Source organism: Kitasatospora purpeofusca (genome assembly GCF_036010405.1).
GTDB lineage: Bacteria > Actinomycetota > Actinomycetes > Streptomycetales > Streptomycetaceae > Kitasatospora > Kitasatospora purpeofusca.
In genome coordinates, this window is the sequence record NZ_CP108561.1 from 8883872 (window position 1) to 8902486 (window position 18615).

Genomic DNA, 18615 nt, shown 5'->3' on the forward strand with positions numbered 1-18615 from the left:
AAGCAACCGGACCGGAGGACTTGATGAGCCGCGACCTGCCGACCACTGTTCCGCCGGGCCCCACGCCGGCGCAGCCGTGGAACCGGCAGCGGCTGCGCAGCAACAACGAGTGGCTGCTGCTCGAACGGCTGCGCCTCGGGGGCCCGTCCTCGCGCGCCCAACTCGCCCGTGACACCGGTCTGTCCAAGCCCACCGTCTCCGCCGCGCTGGCCGCCCTGGAACAGGCCGGGCTGGCCCGCGAGGCCGGGCGCTTCGTCCCCGAGCGCGGGCGGACCGCCGTCCTGTACGAGCCCGACCCGCTCGCCGGGCACGTGCTCGGCGTCGACATCGGCCGGGCCCGGCTGAGGGTCGCCGTCGCCGACCTCGCCGGGGACATCGTGGCCCGCCGCGACATCCCGAACAAGGGGCGGACGGCGAACGCGGTGGCCGACGCCGTGGTGGCCGCGGCCCGGGAGACCACCGCCGAGGCCGGGGTCGCGGCGGCCGACATCGTGCACGCCGTGATCGCCACCCCGGGCGTCTGGGACGAGGAGCGGCGCGGTGTGCGGTACGCCACCAGCCTGCCGGGCTGGGGCAGACCCGGGCTGTTCGACCGGATCGCGGCCGGGCTGGAGACCACGATCACCGTCGGCAACGACGCCAACCTGGCCGCGCTCGGCGAGTACACCCTCGGTGCCGGGCGGGGGAGCGGCAGCCGGATGTTCGTCTACCTGGTGGCCGGGACGGGCCTCGGTGTCGGCGTGGTCAAGGACGGCGAGCCACTGCTCGGCGCCCACGGCGCGCTCGGCGAGGTGGGCATGGTCCCGCTCCCGCCGCACCCCGACGGCACCCCGGGCGGCACCGTCGAGCAGGTCGCCGCGGCGGAGGCGGTCGTCCGGACGGCGCTGGACCTCGGCATGACGGGCCCGTTGACGGCGAAGCAGGTCTTCGACGAGGCCCGCGCCGGTGACCCGCTGGCCGCCGCCGCCGTGCACCGCACGGCCGGGCAGCTCGCCTACGCGCTCGCCGTGGTGTCCGCCGTCCTCGACCCGGACCTGATCGTGCTCGGCGGCGGCATAGGCGGCAGCGCGGACCTCCTGCTCGAACCCCTCGGCCAGGCCCTGCACCGCCTCACGCCGATGCGGCCCACCCTCGCCGCCAGCCGCCTCGGCGAGGAGGCGGTCCTGCTCGGGGCCGTCGCCACGGCGCTCGACCTCGCCCGCCCCGAGGTCTTCGAGCGCCGCTCGTCGCCGACGGACTGAGGTCTTGCCGGGGCAGGGCGGGGCAGGGTCGGGCCGGACGGGGCAGGGTCGGGCCGGACGGGGCGCAGGCGTGGCGGCGGGCGGGCCGGGGAAGAAAGTAAGGGACCTTAACTTGATCGACTCCGCCACCGCCGCCCCGGAGGTCCCGTGTCCCCGAACCCCGCCGTCCTGGCCGCCGCCACCGCTGCGGCCCTGCTGCTCGCTGCCGCCGCCCCCGCCGCTGCGGCCGTCCGGCCCGTCGCACAGACCGTGGACGTGTCCACCGCCGCCCAGTTGCGGGCCGCGCTGGCGGCGGCCGCTCCCGGGCAGACGATCAGGCTCGCGCCCGGCGAGTACCGCGGCTCGTTCGTCGCCCAGCGGGCCGGGACGGCCGCCCAGCCGGTGACGCTCACCGGACCGCGCACCGCCGTCCTCGTGAACGACGGCCCGTCGGGCTCCGCTCCCTCCTGCCCGGTCCCGACCTCCGGTTGGGACTCCGGCTACGGCCTCTGGCTGTACGGCGCGCCCTACTGGAACCTCACCGGATTCACCGTGAAGGACTCCAAGAAGGGCGTCGTGCTGGACAGTTCGCCGCACGTGGTGGCCGACGGCCTGTACGTGCACCATGTCGAGGACGAGGGTGTGCACTTCCGCCGCTCCTCCGCCGACGGCGTGCTGCGCAACTCGGTCGTCGAGTACACCGGGCAGGCCCAGCCCGGGTACGGCGAGGGCGTCTACCTGGGCTCGGCGAACTCCAACTGGGGCTGCCACGGCAACACCGGCGGCGCCGACCGTTCGGACCGGGTCCTGGTCGAGAACAACCGGATCGGCCCGTACGTCGCCGCCGAGGGCATCGACGTGAAGGAGGGCACCTCGGGCGGCACCATCCGGGGCAACACCTTCGACGGGCGCGGCATCAGTGGCGAGAACTCCGCCGATTCGTGGGTGGACGTCAAGGGCAGCGGCTACCTCGTCGAGGGCAACCGCGGCACCTTCGCCGCGCCCGGCACCTTCGCCAACGGTTACGAGACGCACAATCCGGTCACCTCCCCGTCCTTCCCGAACGGCTGCGGGAACACCTGGCGCGGCAACACCTCGGACCTCGGCGGCACCGGCGCGTACGCGATCCGGATCACCTCGGTCTCGGCCTGCGCGGGGCGGCCCAACGTGGTGTACGCGTCCAACACCGTCACCGGCGCGACGGCCGGACTGACCAACATCGCCGTGACTCCGTAGCGGCCGTGGGCGGTGGGTGATCGTACTGGCGAGTCCGGCCACTCTCCGTGATGGCTGGATCTCGATCTGCTTACAAGTGCTTGAACGATGGACAGATGGTGTGAAAGGTCTGGTTGACTCGCGATCCTCTTTCAAGTGGAACGGAGCGTTCACGTCCATGCCTTCACGGATGCGCGGCGGTCGTCGCGGCCTGGCCGCTGTCGCCGGACTCGTCTTCACGGTCGGTCTCGCCCTCACGGGCTGCGACCCGACGGCGGCCGACACCGCCACCGTCGCGGTCACCACCCCGGCGGCCCCGGTCACCCCGGCAGCGGTCACCACCCCGCCCCCGGCCGCCACCACCCCGGCCGCCGCACCTGTCCAGACGCCGCCCCCGGCGCCCGCGCCGACCGCCGTCGTACCCGAGCCGACCAAGCCGGCGGCCGAACCCGCCCCGGTCGCACCGGTGGCCCCGGTCGCGCCGGTTGTGCCGACCACCGCCCCGCCCAAGGCCGCCCAGCCGACCCCCACCAAGGCCGCGCCCCAGCCCAAGGCGACCACCGCCCAGCCGCCCACCGACCCGACCCCGGCCGAGACCAAGCCCGCGGCCGCCGCCGGTGACTGCGAGATCAAGTCCAACGCGGGCAACTGCTACAAGGCCGGCCAGTTCTGCCGCGACGCCGACCTCGGCCGCACCACCCACGAGGCCGGCGGCCGCGTGATCACCTGCCGCATGGTCAGCGGCAAGCCCCACTGGCAGGCCTGACCACGCCAGCCAGCACGTCGAGGCCCGGCCCGGTGATCCCACCGGACCGGGCCTCGACGCCGTCCGCCCCCGGACAACGTTGATCTTTCATTGCTGAACGCTCCGGGCGCGCAGGGCCGGGAGGCGGCGAGTGCGAACCGCTACGTCGAGATAGTCGGAAGCTCCACGGAGGTTGTCCACCGCGAGGTGCTGCTGAGGCGCCTCGTTCACCAGGCGTTGCCGCAATAGGTGCACCGGTACGGTCCGAACCGCCGGGTACGGCGAAGCTTCGGGCCTGCCGCCGTCTCACTTCTCCTGGGGCTACCCTGCGAACCATGGCAGAGACCAACCCCAAGAAGAACCGCACTCCCGCAGTGGCCGGAGCTGTGGCCGGAGCCGCAGCCCTGGCCGCAGTCGCGGCGTCGGCGATGTTCAAACACCGGGCTGAGCCAGTAGAAGCCGACTTCGAAGGCGAAGGCGGTCCGGACACGCCGGAGGGCGAAGCCCAAGTCTCAGTCTCCGAGGAGGACTTCGCCTGACCGGACGCTTCGCGGAGGGCTCGCTCCTCCGGGTGGCGGACGAGCCCTGCCCGAGACATGAAGGCCCGCCCTGAAAGGCGGGCCCGTGCAGTGGAGGCCGAGTCGGTCCGTCGCACGTCTTCGAGCGCGTTCCTTGCGAGTGGAAGGCAGTGAGAGAATGGGCGGGTTCCCTCCTGGCGCCGCAGTGGCGCTGAAGGCCGCCGGCTTGCTGGGCCCGGTCGGTCGCAAGAACGGCTGGCAACTGGCCGAATACGCGGGCCACGCCACGCCTGACGGACTCCAGCACCTCCTCGCCGGCTCTTGCTGGGATGCGGACGACCTCCGCGACGACCTCCAGCACTACGTCGCCGAACGGCTTGGCGACGACGCCGGTGTCCTGATCATCGACGACACCGGCTTCGTCAAGAAGGGCACCACCTCTGCGGGAGTGCAGCGCCAGTACTCCGGCACCGCCGGGGCTTGTATTTCAATTACTGCTTGCTCTTGTGGAGTTGGTGGGAGGGTGGACCATGCCTGTGCGTCCGCCCGTCACCGCATTACGGGCCAAGTTCGATCGGATCCTGCCGCATCTCGACGAGCGGCGCCGTCGGCTCTACCTGGCCAGCGAAGCTGTGGCGATCGGCCACGGAGGGATCTCACTGGTAGCCGCCGCCTCCGGGACCAGTGCTTCCACCGTCTCGCGTGGCGTGACCGAGCTGACCGGGGACCCTGTGCCGACGCGGAGGGTCAGGGCTGCGGGAGCCGGCCGTAAGCCGTTGACGATCACCGACCCCGGGCTGTCGGCGGCGCTCGAGGCGCTGATCGAGCCGCACACCCGGGGTGATCCCGTCTCGCCGCTGCGGTGGACCACCTTGTCGCTGCGGAGCCTGGCCTCGACCCTCACGTCGCAGGGCCATCCGGTCAGTGCCGCAACCGTCGGGCGTCTGCTGCACGGCCGGGGCTACAGCCTGCAGGGCACCGTCAAGACCACCGAAGGCGCCGGCCATCCGGACCGCGACGCCCAGTTCGGCCACTTGAACGCCACGGCCGCTGCCTTTCTCGACGACCGGCAGCCGGTGATCAGCGTCGACACCAAGGCCAAGGAATGGCTCGGCAGCCGGGACCGGCCCGGCCGCACCTGGAGGCCGGGCAAGAATCCGATCGAGGTCGACTGCCACACCTTCACCACCAGCGACCAACCCGTCGCCATCCCGTACGGAATCTACGACATCGCGACCAACACCGGCTGGGTCAACGTCGGGACCGACCACGACACCGCCGAGTTCGCGGTCGAGTCCATACGCCGCTGGTGGCGGAACCGGGGACGGGTGCACCACCCGAACGCCACCCGGTTGCTGATCACCGCCGACGCCGGCGGCTCCAACGATCCCCGCCGCTGGACCTGGAAGAAGCACCTCGCCGCCTTCGCCCTGGAGAGCGGCCTGGAGATCACGGTCCGCCACTTCCCGCCGGGCACGTCGAAGGTCGGGTAGCCGGAGGGATTCTCACCCTCCGGCTCCCACAGATCCGTACGTGACGATCTCCCGTCATACGGCTCCTGTCGTCCTGATCACCAGGCCAGGGAGGGGGAACTGGTCCACCTCCACTGCGCGAACGTCCCCGGGCGGCGCTTGGCTGCCCTCTGGAAGGCCGCGATGGCCTTCCTCATCGCGCGAAACCGTTTGTACTTGTTACGGAGCCAGCGCACCAGGTAGGCATTGATGCGCATCAGGATCGGATACAGGGCCGATCGGTAGAACCGGCCGTAGTACTGCATCCAGCCCGCGACGATCGGATTGATCCGCTTCGCGAGCTCTTCCACGGTGAGGTCGACCCGCCGGTGGAGCCGCCAGGAGCGGACTTCCTCGCCGAGTCGTTTGAGGGCGTCGTTGCTGACAGCAGGACGGAACGACCATCTGATGCGGCCGTTCTTGTCCCGCATCTGGCGCTGGCGGAATGTGAACCCCAGGAACGTGAACGACGTGTGCTCGTACGAGCCACGCCGCAGGCCGTCCTGGCAGTACACGATCCGGGTCTTGGCCGGGTGCAGATGCAGCCCGACTTCGGCCATCCTGTCCGAGAGCGCGGCCAGCACCTGGCGGGCCTGACGCTCAGTGACGCAGTGCACGACCGCGTCATCCGCGTAGCGTTCGAAGGGGACGGTCGGGAACTCCCGGGCCATCCAGACGTCGAACGCGTAGTGCAGGAACAGGTTCGCCAAGACAGGAGAAACCGGGGCGCCTTGCGGCGTCCCGCGCTCCCGTTCCAGCAGGGTGCCGTCGGGCATCTTGAGCGGGGCGGCGAGCCACCGCTGCACGTACAACTTCACCCAAACGGCGTCGGTGTGCGCTTCCACTGCCTTGACCAGGAGGTCCCAGGGCACACTGTCGAAGAACTTGGAGATGTCGAACTCGACTACCCAGTCCCGCTTCCAGCTGCGTTCCCGACACTTCTCCACGGCATCCAGGGCAGACCGTCCGGGCCGGTACCCGAAGCTGTCCGGATGGAAAACAGGATCCACCCGTCGCACCAAGTGCCGGGCCACGACGGTTTGGGCCACACGGTCAGCGACAGCAGGAATCCCGAGGATTCTCTCGCCGCCGCCATGCGGCTTTGGAATAGCCACCGCGCGCACCGGTGGAGGAAAATAGGAGCCCGACGACATCCTGTTCCAGACCTTGTAGAGGTTGTTCTTCAGGTCTTTCTCGAAGTCGGCGACACTCTGTCCATCCACCCCCGGTGCTCCCTTGTTGGCCCTCACTTCCTCCCATGCTTCCTTGACTTCCCACTTGGAAATCTCAAACGGTTTGGCCCGTGACTTCAACTGGCTCACCGAACTCCTCCCGGACATGTTCCGGTTGATGCGATCAGCTCAGTCACGAACAACCCGGCCCCTTCGCTCGACCCCCATTACAGGAGCTTCTTCACTACTACGAGCCGGTCCGCCGGCGCGTCCGCATCGGTACTCGGCCCCTTCACGGCACTACCGCTCGGGGTGCTCCCTCTCGCCCGCCCCTACCAGGACGGGCTGTATCGGTCCGCGCCTTCTCCTGTTCCACGCGACCGCAGCAGACCAGGTTCACGTCGTCTCCATGCCGGACACCGCCTGGCCAGTCGGCGGGCTCCCGCCAGGCTTATCCCGGGACGGTTCCAAGCTTCCCGGTTTTGATGTCGTCGGAATCTTTTCGACACGTCAGCAACGATTCACTTGCGTTCGTCTCCCTGATCCCCACCTGACGCCTCTTGGACGCCTTTTCCTCATCGCTCACCACGACAGTCTTCGGCTAACGCAGCATGAGGCGGTTTGAAGCCTCCCCCCGCAGGGCGACTTCGAAGGGCCATTCCTTCATCGGTCACGCAGCACTGCCTCAAGAACTCGTCCTACATCGAATTCCCCTCTGCATTCAGGACACACTGGAACAAGATCGAACACCGAATGTTCTGCCACATCACCGCGAACTGGCGCGGCCGACCGCTGACCAGCTACGAGGTCGTCATCGAGACGATAGCCGCGACGACCACCCGAACCGGCCTGACCATCGGCGCCGAGCTGGACACCGGCAGCTACCGCCTGGGTTCCACGGTTGCCGCTGCCGAGTTCCAGGCCCTGCCGATCACGCCCGATGCATTCCACGGCGACTGGAACTACACCCTCGCCCCCGTTCCACCCCGCCCCCCGGAGGTGCCGGCGGCCGCCCGGCGGATCGACCCCGCCCTGACCGCGATGCTCAGCGATCCGGCCCTGAGCGGCATGCCACGGTCCGACTTCGAGCGCCTGGTGGCAGTCTCGGAGCCGTACTGGGACGCCCTCGCCGAGGCCGCCTTCCAGCGGCGCTTCCACCGTCCCCGCAGCTACCTCCACCCGCAGACCAGCAGCATCGACCACTACCACCGCCTCCTGGCAGCGCTGTTGCGCCGTCGCCGGGCGATCACCAGCACCCTCCTGGCCCAGCTGCTGGGCGTCACCCGCACCAACCTCTCCAACCAGTTCCAGGACGGCCACCGGCTCCTTGACCTACACCGCATCGACGTCACACCGCTGCCCGGACCGCCCGCCCGAACCCTCGAACAGCTCCAAGCCCTTCTGCCCGAGTCCGCCGACAAGGGAGATCAAACCTGACAGTTATTCAGATACGAGCCCCCGCGGTTCCGGAGTACTGGCGCTGCACTCCCGCAGAGGTGGTGCCCTTCTTGACGAAGCCGGTGTCGTCGATGATCAGAACTCCGTCGGCTTCGCCGAGGTGTTCGGCGACGTAGCGCTGGATCTCGTCGCGGATCTCGTCCGCGTTCCAGCGGGCGCCGGCGAGCAGGTGCTGGAGGCCACCGGGGGTGGAGTGGCCGGCGTATTCGGCCAGCTGCCAGCCGTTCTTGCGACCCACCGGGCCGAGCAGGCCGCGGACGTAGTCGCGCATCCGACGGCGCGGTTCCACGCGGCCGAAGTGCACGCCGACACGGAGGAGAAGCTCTTCGAGTTCACGGTCCCACGGTGCGGGTTCTGAGGCGTTGATCACGACTGGAGGCTGCCCCGCCGCTGCCACTACCAACGACGGCTGCACACGATCGAGGGGCGGCCCCATGAAGACCGCCCCTGACCTGACGCCCGCCCGCTACACTCCCACTCCCAAACCGTTGACCAGCAGAAATGGAGAAGTCCTGCTGGAGTACTAGGGGCAACGCTGTTCAGTTAGGGCGGTCGGGACCGTGTCAAGGGTCGGTTGTGAGCATGTTGATGCTGATGGTGGCCTTGTAGGTGGCGCGGTCGATGGCGGGTCCGCGTGCGTTGTACTTGGAGATCGCGCGTTTGACGATGCGGTCCTTGGTGCGGACCCGCCGCTGGGGCAGGAGGTGGGCGAGCACGTTGCGGCCGATGGCTCCGACCAGGTCGATCGTGGTGTCGGCGATGAGGCCTGTGGCCAGGATCAGCTGGTCGCGGGCGGCGGACAGGGCGACGGTGAAGCCGGCCCGGTCGGGGTCGGTGCCCGGGATGCTGTCGGTGGCGTCGGTCATTGCGGTCCGCAGCGCCTGGTAGGCGACCAGCAGGGCCCAGACCTCCTGCTCGACCCCGGCCGGGGTGCGGGCGCGCAGGACCCGGCCGCCCAGGATCGTGGACTTGAGCTCCGCGTAGGCCGTCTCGATCTCCCAGCGTTCGTGGTAGAGCCGGACGAGTTCGCGGGCGGGGTGCTCCGACGGATCGGTGAGGGTGGTCAGCAGCCGGTAGTGGCCGGTGCGGGCCCCTCGGGACGTGACGATGCTGATCTCGGCGTCGATGATCCGGACGGTCAGCGTGCCGAGCCGGGCCAGGAACGAGCCGTCGCCGCAGCGGGCCACCGGCGGCAGCCTGCGGCCGGACTTGCACCGCACCAGCAGGTCGGCGCCGGTGGCGGCCAGGCGGTTCAGCAGGTCGGCGGCGGCGAAGTTGCGGTCGCCCAGCAGCAGCATCCCTGCGCGCAGATCACCTGCCAGGCGGCCGGCGTATTCCAGCTCGCCGGTGGTGGCCGGGCCGAACACGGCTCCTACCACCGCCCTCGTTCCGCAGGCCACCAGTGCTGTCAGCCGGATCTGCGGGTAGCCGCCGGACCCGTTGTTGCACCGCTGCTTGGTGAAGACGGCCAGGTTGGCCGGGGCGTCCGGCACGGGCAGGAGCGTGCCGTCGACCGCGACCACCAGCAGCCCGCGCCACCGCGCCTGGGCCGCGGTCGTGGCCGCCGGGCCGCGCACCAGGTCGAACAGTGCCTTCAGCGGCGCTGGCCCCAGGCGCTGGCGGGCCTGCCGCAACGCGCTGCCGCTCGGCCGGGCGGGCGCCAGGCCTGCCAGACCGGCGCGCAACCGGTCGAAGACCTGCTGGTAGCCGAGTTCGGCGAACAACGCCCCGGCCAGCAGGAGATACACGGTGACCCGCGCCGGCACCAGCCGGATCCGCCGCTCGACCGCCCGGGTCGCCACCAGCACCTCGTCGACCATCTCGAACGGCACGATCCGGGTCAATTCACCAAGATGGCCTGGGGCGAACACCCCGGCCGCTACCCCGAACGTCCTTGATATGGCAGCCTGTTCCAACAGCGGAGCTCCTGTGGTGAGGATGTCTTGGAGTGACAGACCTCTTCTACAGCAGCTCCGCTGTCTCGTTCACCGGTCTTGACGAACGGACCCCACGCCTAACTGAACGGCGTTGGTACTAGGGGATCTGTGACCACGCCTTTGACGGCGCTGCCCCGTCCGTGGCCCGCCGGTTCCGAGAGTGGCTCGTTGGGGCGCGCCTCAGATGCTGATGCTCTTGGGGATCTGGGAGGGCAGCAGGTAGGTGTAGGGGCGGGCGCGGAGCCGGTTGCGGCTGTTGATCTCGCGTTCGGCCGCGATCAGGCTCTGGGTGAAGCGTCCGGCGGCGGTGGAGGCGCGGGTGAGGGTGAAGTCGAGGCCGTAGTCACCGAGCGGGGTGTTGTGGACGGCCGTGAGCAGGTTGCCGACCCCTGCTTGGAGGAGGGCGACGTCGGCGGGCGGGAGGTTGTCGAGCCAGTCCTGCTCGGTGTGGCCGGTGCCCGTCGGTTCCGGGGTGAAGCCGGCGAGCGGCGCGGCGGGGAGGTAGGACATCCAGTCGTTCTGGGAGAAGTTGACGGCGGCGTGCTGCGGTCCGGCGATCCACACCAGGGTGGTGAGGATCTCGACCAGGTCCTGGCGGTCCTCGACGTGTCCTGGCGAGCGGCCGAAGTCGGCCAGGCGTACGCGGGCAGCGAAGGCCTGGAGGGCTGTGTCGGCGCGGACCTGGGCGTCGGAGGCGTAGAACGCGCCGACGAAGTCGGTGACCCACGCGCTGGTCGCGTTCCAGATCAGCAGGCCGTCGTCCCGGTAGGGGTAGTGGCCGAGCGCGCGGGTGTCGCCGGTTCCGTGGGCGGCCAGCCGGGCGGGCAGGGCAGCGGCGCGGAAGGAGAAGGCGTCGAGCTGCCCCTCGATCCAGGCGTTCATGCTCGGCTGGGTGGGGGCGGCGAGGACGTCGAACCAGGCGCCCGGGGCGGTCAGCAGCACGGGGACCTGGCTGTTGATGAAGGGGGTGCCGTCGAAGTGGTGCTTGAGGAGCGGGCTGAGCGGGTGGGCGGAGGTCAGGGTCGGGGCGGCGGCCTCCATGAGCCGGCCGATCACCAGGTGGGTGAAGGCGAGGTGGGTGAGGGCTTCGTGGACGCTGTGGTGGGTGGCCTGCACGCAGTTGCGGGCCAGGCGCCAGCTGTATCCGTCGGCGGGGGTGTAGATCCGGCGGCCCGCCGGGTCCTGGCCGCACTGGATCGCGAACGCCCGCGGTGCGCCGCCGGTCACGGCCACGCAGAAGGCGATCATGGGTGAGTAGACGTACTTGGGGGTGCCGTCGCCGTGCCTGCCGCTGACCAGGTCGGCCGTCAGCGCGTAGTCGACCCAGTAGACCCGTCCGGCCGCGATCGCGGTCGACAGTTCCCCGCCGCCGAGCTCGGGCACCGACGCCAGGTGCTCACTGGTGAGCGGGAACTTTTCCGGGACAGCGTCCAGACGCACCAGGCGTGTGGGGTCGGGGCCTGCGACGAACCCCTCCGCGAAGGTCTCCTCCGTGGTGAACGTGTCGGCGATCGCAGGCAGGTCCAGCTGCGGGGGCGTGAACACCGCCCGGTAGCCGTCCAGGGTCTTGATGACGTCGCCGCCGACAACGGGTCCGGGGTAGAGACCGAGCAGGTCGGCCAGCCCGGTCGGCGCACCCACGCCGCTCACCCACGCCGGCGCGTTGCCCACCGACCGCTCGAACGTCCAGCGGCCCGACTGCGTGACCGCCTGCGCGTTGCCGAACGCGCGCAGCGCCACCGGCGCGGCCTGCGCCACCCAGGAGGGGCTGGGCAGGCCCGCCGGGAGAAGGTCGCCCAGGAGCAGGTCCGTCACCGGGCTCAGCAGGTCGGTGACGCCGCTCGCGGCGCGGGCGGGCGCCGCGCAGGCGGCGCTGTTGCTCAGTGCCGGGGCCGCGGCGGCGAGTGTGGCGAGGCCGGCCTTCAGCACCGAACGACGATCGAGGTCAGGCATGTGGGCACGCTCCGGGAAGTAGGACCCGCCCCGGGTGGGCGGAAGTCTTCCACAGGGGTGTATCCAGTGCTCGTACCGGTCAAGGCACGGCCCTGAGCCTGTCCACCCCGATGGCTCAGTGCCCCTCTGCACGGAACTGACCCGCACCGGGTCATCCCGACCGAGGCCGAGCCGACCGGCGTCACCCTGATCGAGACCAACTTTCGCGGGGCCGACCTAACCGATGCCGACCTGACCGGGTCGACCCGGCTTTGGTGATTTGGGATGTTCGCACCACAATCTGGCCGGAGGGGATCGGCGGCCAGCTCCTCGAAGGATCAGATGAGGTCGGGTCAGGCGTGCACCGCGTCCGGGGAGGCTCGTCACCGGATCTCACTGCGGTGCTGCGGTGATCGGGACGGGCCCTCAGCAGACCGAGAGTTGCCACTCCTGCTCAACCGCCTGGCTGGCGTCGCCGGCACCTGCTGCACCGTGTAGGGCTCGACCCGAACCCTCCTGCCTCGGGTAGCGGTCGGGCTGGTTCGCCGTGATCCGTGCAGTCCGCCGCGGTGTTTCCGTTCTCGGCTCGGTTCTGAGAGTGCCAACTACCGTGAAGAGGGCCGGTCGTACGCATGGCCGGGAACGAGGGCCGTTGCGGACAGTCGGCCACGTGTTGTTGAAGCCAACTTCGGTTGTTCGATGGCCTGTTCACACACGTCGGTGCAGTAGGCCCGGATGGGGGCTGGGATGATCGAACCGCCGTGCGCAACGGCGCACGGACCGTTCCGTGAAGCGACCTGAGGACCTCTCGCCATGAGCACCCCCGACATCGCGCACCCGCAGCTGGCCGCCCACTACAGCCGGGTCGCCGAGTCCCACCTCGACCTGATCACGGCCCAGCGGGCCATCGACCCCGACCTGATCGCTGGGCAGGCGGTGATCGTCCCCAAGAAGTACACCTACTCCGGGTCCGTGCACTCCTTCTCCGTCCTCGGAGGCGGGTTCTCCGGGGACTTCACCGACGAGCAGGGCGTCGAGTACGAGATCACCGGTGCTGGAGGCGGCCTCAGCATCGGAGGCGGCGACGTCTGGGGCACTCTGTGGACCAACGGTCACCTGCGTGACTACGCGGGCTGGACCACCCGCTTCGAGACGACCACCACTGCGGCCATGTTCAACATCAACCTGTGGGGCCTGGACGGCGAGTACATCGGCTCCTTCGTCGGCGGCGGAGCGCAGATGGGTGTCGGCGCCATGGGCGGGCAGGGAAAGATCGACGTCAAGCACTGACGGCCACGAGGCCGCCCGGACTCCCGGGGGACCTGCTGCCGTCTCTGACCCGGGGCGGCGGACAGCGAGGGCAGCGGGCCCGCCCCGCGTTCGGCCGCCTCCGGCTCCCTCGGTTGCAGAAGGCCGGAGGCGGCGGCGACGGCGATGGCTGCACGGTCCGGATCTGCGGACCGTGAAGGTGGCTTCCCTACTTGGCGCCGAGTGACTTGCCGACCGCGTAGACGATGTCGTCGTTGAGGTACTTGTCGCCGATGGTCACCTCGTAGGCCGCCAGGTTCGAGGTGATGGACGCCCGGGCCTGGGCCTTGACCGGAGCCGGAGCACCCTTCAGCGCGCCGAGGGACGCGGCCAGGCCCTCGGTCTGCGAGGCGACGGCCTTCAGCAACTCGTCGTAGTTCGGTGCGCTCATCTCTTCCCCTTCGTGTGTTAGCGCGGACCCTGCGTGAGTGGCGCTCTGGGACGGCGGGACTGCCCTGCTCCTCTCCCCCGGCGTCAGCAGCGGGGTCAGCTACTACCGCAACTGGATCGACACCAACATCGGCTGACAGCAGGACCGGCACCGGCGCGGCCTTGAAACCAGGGAAGCGCTACCACCGGCGCCGCCCCTTGGTTTCCGCAGCCGCCGGAAGCCAAGGGGTGGCCAGCCTCAGCCGCCGCTCCCACCAGTGGCGCCTGCCCCGCGACGGCGCCGAGGCAGGATCGTCAGAGGGTCGGCCGCCCGCGGCTGGCGAGGTCGGGGATGCCCGCTTGGGCGGTGCGGTGCCGTTGCAGAACCGCGTTGGTCTCCTTGAGTCGATGGTTCTCGATTTCCAGCACCTGGACCACGCGGGCCAGGAGCTGGGTTTGGGCGCGCAGTTCGTCGCGCTCGGCGCGGACTCGCACCAGGTCCGCCTGCTGCCTACGGGTCCGCGCGGACTCGGCGGCCGGCCCAGGGCGGTCGCCATTGGCCTTGGCCAGGGCGTAGAACAGGTCTTTGAGGCCGGTGTACTTGTGGGTGAGCTTGTTGCGCCGCAATCCGGCCTCGGTGGCGAGGGAGACGATGGTCAGCTGGCCTTCGGAGCGCAGCGGGGTGCCGATGAGCAGGCGGACCATGGCGTCGGTGATCGCGCGGATCTCCTTGGCCTCCTCCGGCCGGGCATCGCCGGATGTGAGCGCGAGGGCCTCGCCCACGATCCGTGCGAGGCCAGCCACGCGTGCTGCTCCGGTGTCGGGGGCGGGGGCGGTCATCGCGGTTCCTGAACGTCGGGTCCAGCGGGCGGCTGTACTTGGTGGCGGTGGATGATGTCGGCAAGTCGGGCCTTGCGCTGCTGTTCCCGGACGGCAATGGGGTAGGGGTCGAGGCTGGCCGTGGCGTCGGCGTCGATCCGGGCGATTTCGCGGCGTAGGCCGTCGATCGGGGTGTCGGTGCGGCTGATGTTCGGGCATGCCGCCTGGCAGCGGGAGTGGTCGGGGGTGGCCCGGCCCGCCTCGCGCGGGCGGCCGCGGTCCGGGTTGCACAGCGCGGTGAAGGCGTCATGGTTGCAGGTCAGGAACGCCTTCGGGTCCTCGTGGACCTGGAGGCGGGGGTTGGCGACCAGGGCACGCAGTTCGGGTCAGCGCTGCCGGGGTGCCCTGGTAGCCGAAGGCCCGCTCGACCAGCCTGGTCACCTGCTGGCCCTTGCCCTGTTCCCGGGGCAGGTCCCCAGTGCGGGCGAGGACGTCCAGCAGTTCCCCCAATACCCGGTCGGGATCACCCCGGTCGATCCGGCCCGTGCGCCAGCGTTCCAGCAGTGCGGTGTTCGCTGCGATCCGCAGGCGGCCCGCGCGCACGGTGGCGGCGGCCGCGGCCCGCACGGTGGTCAGCTCGGCCCTGGTGTGGGCCTGCTTGCTGCCCCTGACGCGCCGGGCTGCCGACTGCCGCTGCGGCTTCTCCATGAACACCCGGGTCACCTCCGGGAGGTCCGGCACCCGGCGCAGCACCGCCGCCAGCACCCGGCGGTTGTGCGCGTCCCCGACCCATGCCTTCCACCAGTCGGTGGTGACCTGCCCGGCCGAGGCGATCGGCGGGTCGGCCGCTGCCGCTTCCCTGAAGAACATCCGCAGCATCCGGGCTTGGGAGCGCCAGGTGTCCGCGCTGTCCCAGTCGCGGCCCTGCTCGACGAGCGCCGCCACCAGCGGACGGCGGAAGTCCTCCGGGCCGGGGCAGTCGCGGAAGTCCCACACCCCCAGTTCGGCGCCGGCGCCGCTGACCGGGCGCACCACCAGGCCGTCCGCGTCGATCACCGGCGCCCTGCGGTAGCCGGTCGGCGGCAGCGCCGCCCTGCGGCCGCGCCCGCTCACGCGGTGTCCAGGACCAGGCCGGTGCGGGCCGCGAGTCCGCGATCTTCTCCGCGTTGACGGGGTTGTCGTCGTCGTTCAGCAGCGACTCCAGCTGCAGGCCGCGCACCGGCTCCAGGTAGACGTCGCGGGCCACCTCCTTCGAGATGCTGGCGCAGGTCTGCGGGGTCGGGGAGGAGGCCGTCGGCGACGTGGAGGGCGTGGCGTACGAGGCCGGTGACCGTGTCGTACGGGGAGGCGCCGGCTTCGAGGAAGCCGAGGACGAGGGTCGGGGTCTCGTGGGGGAGGGCTTCGATGTCGTCGGCCTCGAGGAGGAGTGTGGTGGGGGAGCGGGCGGGTGGCTTCGCCGGTGACCTCGGCGGCCGGCCACTGTCACGTCCGGACACGTGTCTGCCAGAATTCGACCGGTCGGTGGCCGGAGACGAGGAGGCTCGCGTGAGCGAGGGCGAGATGCGGTCGCGGATTCCGCAGCTGCGGTTGGACGAGCTGCTGGAGGAGTTGCAGGCGCGGATCGACGCGGCCCGGGGTACCCGGGACCGGGTGCACAGCCTGCTGGAGGCGGTGCTGTCGGTGGGCCGGGAGCTGGATCTGACGCAGGTGCTGCGGCGGATCGTGGAGGCCGCGGCGGTGCTGGTGGACGCACGGTATGCGGCGCTGGGGGTGATCGGTCCGGACGGCGAGTCGTTGTCCCAGTTCCTGACCGTGGGCCTGGACGAGGAGGAGATCGGCCGGATCGGGCCCTACCCGACCGGCAAGGGGATCCTCGGCGAGCTGATCCACCACCCTGAGGCGTTGCGGCTGGAGGATCTGGCCGCGCACCCGGCCTCGCACGGCTGCCCGGCGCACCACCCGGTGATGCGGACCTTCCTCGGGGTGCCGGTGAGGGTGCGGGAGGAGGCGTTCGGCAACCTCTACCTGACGGACAAGAGGAACGGGGAGCAGTTCGACGCCGACGACGAGTCGGTGATCGCGACGCTGGCGGTGGCCGCGGGGGTGGCGATCGACAACGCGCGCCTCTACGAGGAGGCGCAGAGCCAGCAGCGGTGGCTGAGTGCGAGCGCGGAGATCACCCGTGGCCTGCTGTCGGGTGCCACGCGTGGCGAGGTGATGGAGCTGATCGCACGGCGGGCGCTGGAGATCACCGGTGCCGAGCTGGTCGACCTGTCGGTGCGCGAGGGCGACGGCGAGGGGCTGCGGGTCGAACTGGCGCTGGGGGGCGATCCGTCCGCGCGGACGGGAATCCACCTGCCGCTGACCGGGACGCTGTCGGGCGAGGCGTTCAGCCTCGGGTCCCCGGTCACGACTCTGGATCTGGCGGAGGACCCTCGGCTGACCGGCGGGCCGCGCCGGTTCTCCGGTCTGGGGCCGGCGGTGGCGGTGCCGTTGGGTCGGGCGGACGGGCAGACCGACGGGGTGCTGCTGCTGGCCAGGCGGACAGCGGAGCGTGCCTTCACCGAGCGCGAGATCGACCCGCTGCTCGGATTCGCCGGCCAGGCCGCGCTGGCGCTGGAGCTGGCGGAGCGGCGCCGGGACGCCGAGCAGCTCGCGATGCTGGAGGACCGCGACCGGATCGCCCGTGACCTGCACGACCTGGCGATCCAGCGGCTGTTCGCGACCGGGATGACCTTGCAGAGCGCGGCCCGGTTCATCGAGCACTCCGGAGCTTCGGACCGGGTGCTGCGGGCGGTCGGGGACCTGGACGAGACGATCAAGATCATTCGGTCGACGATCTTCGGCCTGAGGGCGCGCGAGGATTCGGTCGCCGACGGACTGCGTTCGCGGGTGGTGCGGGTGGTCGAGGAGGCGCAGGCGGCGCTGGGCTTCGCACCGAGGCTGAGCATGGAAGGCCTGCTCGACACGGACGTTCCGGGCCAGGTGGCCGATCACGTGGTGGCTGTGCTGGGCGAGGCGCTGAGCAACACGGCCCGGCACGCGAAGGCCGGCCGGGTTGAGGTGGCGTTGCGGGCGACCGGGGCCGAGGTGGTGCTGATCGTGCAGGACAACGGCGTCGGCATCCCGGAGCAGGGGCGGCGCAGTGGGCTGCGCAACTTGGCGGACCGTGCCGAGAGTCTGGGCGGGACGCTGGAGGTGTCGAGTCCCTCCGAAGGCGGGGCCCGGCTCGTCTGGGCGGCACCGTTGGAGGGCTGATCGCTGCCGGGGGGAACGCGGCCGCGCGTTCTCGGTGTGGGCCGTGCGGGGCGATGGCGGCAGCGGGCAGGAGACGGCCGGCCACCCACCCTGGGTGGATCCGGATGGCCGACCGGCCGGCGGGCGGTGCCCCTGGCGGCAGCACCTGCCCCGGTGGCCTCGGCGGTACCGAGGACGGTGACGCTCCAGCCCGGTGCCCCGGCCGGCAGGCGCAGGCAGTGCCGCTCGCCGAGCAGCGCGGTGCCTGGTGCCGTGGCATCGGTGGTCGTCCGGCATCGGCGGGTGCGAGAGGGGCTTTCGGTCCCCCGGCCGGTGGTCGGGCGGACCGCTGTCAGGGCAGGCGTCAGTGGACGCGCTTGCCGGACGCCTGGTCGTGCGCGGCCGGGGCCTGGGTGGCGATGATGGCGGCCTGGACCCGGCGCTCCGCACCGAGCTTGGCCAGCAGGCGGGAGACGTGGTTCTTGACGGTCTTCTCGGCGAGGTAGAGGCGCTGGCCGATCTGCCGGTTGGTCAGGCCTTCGCCGATCAGGGCGAGGATCTCCCGCTCGCGGTCGGTGAGCTGTGGGAGGTCGGAGGCGGGCGGGGAGGTGTCGCCGCGCAGGCGGGCCATCAGGCGGGTGGTGGCGCCGGGGTCGAGCATGGACTGCCCGGCGGCGAGCGTGCGCACCGCGGAGACGAGGTCGGTGCCGCTGATCTGCTTCAGCACGTATCCGGCCGCTCCGGCCATGATCGTGTCCAGCAGTGCCTCCTCGTCGTCGAAGGAGGTGAGGATCAGGCAGGCGAGCTCGGGCATGCGCGAGCGCAGCTCACGGCAGACGGTCACGCCGTCTCCGTCCGGCAGCCGCATGTCGAGGATCGCCACGTCGGGGCGTAGCGCGGGGACGCGGGCGAGTGCCTGCTCGACCGTTCCGGCTTCGCCGATCACGGTCAGGTCGGGTTCGGCGTCCAGCAGGTCGTGCACGCCGCGGCGGACCACCTCGTGGTCGTCGAGCAGGAACACCTTCACCGGGCCGCTCGCCCGGTCCGCCGTGCTGTCCGCCGTCACATCTCCGTGCCTCTGGACCCGCCGCCGGAACGGGACGAGTGGGATCGTCGGGGCAGTCTGCCTGCCGCTTCGGCATGCGCGACAGGGCCGGACGGCCCTGTTCTGCCG

Annotated in this window: 15 protein-coding genes and 4 pseudogenes; 11 read left to right on the top strand and 8 right to left on the bottom strand. The window is 70.9% G+C overall.

Annotated elements, in window-relative coordinates; translation table 11 throughout:
* Positions 1–23 precede the first annotated feature (23 nt).
* From OG715_RS38665 to OG715_RS38690, 6 genes and pseudogenes are all read left to right on the top strand, one after another.
* Positions 24–1241: an ROK family transcriptional regulator gene (locus OG715_RS38665; protein ID WP_266272558.1), complete on the top strand. Its 1218-nt coding sequence runs from the start codon at positions 24–26 to the stop codon at positions 1239–1241.
* 147 nt (positions 1242–1388) lie between these two features.
* Positions 1389–2456: a right-handed parallel beta-helix repeat-containing protein gene (locus OG715_RS38670; protein ID WP_266272556.1), complete on the top strand. Its 1068-nt coding sequence runs from the start codon at positions 1389–1391 to the stop codon at positions 2454–2456.
* Positions 2457–2613: 157 nt separating this feature from the next.
* Positions 2614–3201 (top strand): hypothetical protein, encoded by a 588-nt coding sequence (locus OG715_RS38675; RefSeq protein ID WP_266272554.1) that lies wholly within the window; start codon positions 2614–2616, stop codon positions 3199–3201.
* Between the two features lie 314 nt (positions 3202–3515).
* The gene (locus OG715_RS38680) at positions 3516–3719 is read left to right on the top strand and encodes a hypothetical protein (protein ID WP_266272553.1); all 204 of its coding nucleotides are present in this window, start codon (positions 3516–3518) and stop codon (positions 3717–3719) included.
* A 157-nt stretch (positions 3720–3876) separates the two neighbouring features.
* Positions 3877–4212 (top strand): annotated as a pseudogene (locus tag OG715_RS38685) (transposase); the annotation flags it as partial.
* A 16-nt stretch (positions 4213–4228) separates the two neighbouring features.
* Positions 4229–5182 (top strand): annotated as a pseudogene (locus OG715_RS38690) (ISAzo13 family transposase); the annotation flags it as partial.
* An 86-nt stretch (positions 5183–5268) separates the two neighbouring features.
* Here the strand turns inward: OG715_RS38690 and ltrA are convergent.
* The gene (gene ltrA / locus OG715_RS38695; RefSeq protein ID WP_266272552.1) at positions 5269–6531 is read right to left on the bottom strand and encodes a group II intron reverse transcriptase/maturase; all 1263 of its coding nucleotides are present in this window, start codon (positions 6529–6531) and stop codon (positions 5269–5271) included.
* Positions 6532–7113: 582 nt separating this feature from the next.
* Here ltrA and OG715_RS38700 point away from each other — a divergent pair.
* Positions 7114–7955, top strand: a pseudogene (locus tag OG715_RS38700) (ISAzo13-like element transposase-related protein); the annotation flags it as partial.
* On the opposite strand, the pseudogene OG715_RS38705 reads toward OG715_RS38700, so the two are convergent.
* The 3 genes and pseudogenes from OG715_RS38705 to OG715_RS38715 form a co-directional block, all read right to left on the bottom strand.
* A pseudogene (locus OG715_RS38705) lies at positions 7838–8206 on the bottom strand (transposase); the annotation flags it as partial. The pseudogenes OG715_RS38700 and OG715_RS38705 overlap by 118 nt on opposite strands.
* 196 nt (positions 8207–8402) lie before the next feature.
* Positions 8403–9710, bottom strand: coding sequence for an IS4 family transposase (locus OG715_RS38710; protein WP_266272551.1), 1308 nt, complete (start codon positions 9708–9710; stop codon positions 8403–8405).
* 246 nt (positions 9711–9956) lie between these two features.
* Positions 9957–11729 (bottom strand): lipoxygenase family protein, encoded by a 1773-nt coding sequence (locus OG715_RS38715; protein WP_266272550.1) that lies wholly within the window; start codon positions 11727–11729, stop codon positions 9957–9959.
* 153 nt (positions 11730–11882) lie between these two features.
* Here OG715_RS38715 and OG715_RS42555 point away from each other — a divergent pair, with 153 nt between their 5' ends.
* Positions 11883–11987, top strand: coding sequence for a pentapeptide repeat-containing protein (locus OG715_RS42555; RefSeq protein ID WP_407661154.1), 105 nt, complete (start codon positions 11883–11885; stop codon positions 11985–11987).
* Positions 11988–12521: 534 nt separating this feature from the next.
* Positions 12522–12998 carry a VapA/VapB family virulence-associated protein gene (locus OG715_RS38720; RefSeq protein WP_266272549.1) on the top strand — a complete coding sequence of 159 codons (477 nt, stop codon included), beginning with the start codon at positions 12522–12524 and terminating at the stop codon, positions 12996–12998.
* Positions 12999–13185: 187 nt separating this feature from the next.
* On the opposite strand, the gene OG715_RS38725 is transcribed toward OG715_RS38720, so the two are convergent.
* The 3 genes from OG715_RS38725 to OG715_RS38735 all read right to left on the bottom strand — a co-directional run bounded on the left by OG715_RS38725 (position 13186) and on the right by OG715_RS38735 (position 15317).
* Complete coding sequence (locus tag OG715_RS38725; protein WP_266272548.1) at positions 13186–13407, bottom strand: hypothetical protein; 222 nt, start codon at positions 13405–13407, stop codon at positions 13186–13188.
* Between the two features lie 293 nt (positions 13408–13700).
* Positions 13701–14225 carry a hypothetical protein gene (locus OG715_RS38730; RefSeq protein ID WP_266272547.1) on the bottom strand — a complete coding sequence of 175 codons (525 nt, stop codon included), beginning with the start codon at positions 14223–14225 and terminating at the stop codon, positions 13701–13703.
* 285 nt (positions 14226–14510) lie between these two features.
* Positions 14511–15317 (bottom strand): hypothetical protein, encoded by an 807-nt coding sequence (locus OG715_RS38735; RefSeq protein WP_266272546.1) that lies wholly within the window; start codon positions 15315–15317, stop codon positions 14511–14513.
* 143 nt (positions 15318–15460) lie between these two features.
* On the opposite strand from OG715_RS38735, the gene OG715_RS38740 reads away from it, so the two are divergent.
* Together OG715_RS38740 and OG715_RS38745 are read left to right on the top strand one after the other, a co-directional pair.
* On the top strand, positions 15461–15667 hold the full coding sequence (locus OG715_RS38740) for a hypothetical protein (RefSeq protein WP_266272545.1): 207 nt from the start codon (positions 15461–15463) through the stop codon (positions 15665–15667).
* Between the two features lie 97 nt (positions 15668–15764).
* Entirely contained in the window at positions 15765–17462 is a 1698-nt protein-coding gene (locus tag OG715_RS38745; RefSeq protein WP_266274550.1) for a GAF domain-containing sensor histidine kinase, read from the top strand.
* Between the two features lie 343 nt (positions 17463–17805).
* Here the strand turns inward: OG715_RS38745 and OG715_RS38750 are convergent, their stop codons facing one another.
* A complete protein-coding gene (locus OG715_RS38750) occupies positions 17806–18507 on the bottom strand; it encodes a response regulator transcription factor (protein ID WP_323182193.1) in 702 nt (233 codons plus the stop codon).
* Positions 18508–18615: the final 108 nt, after the last annotated feature.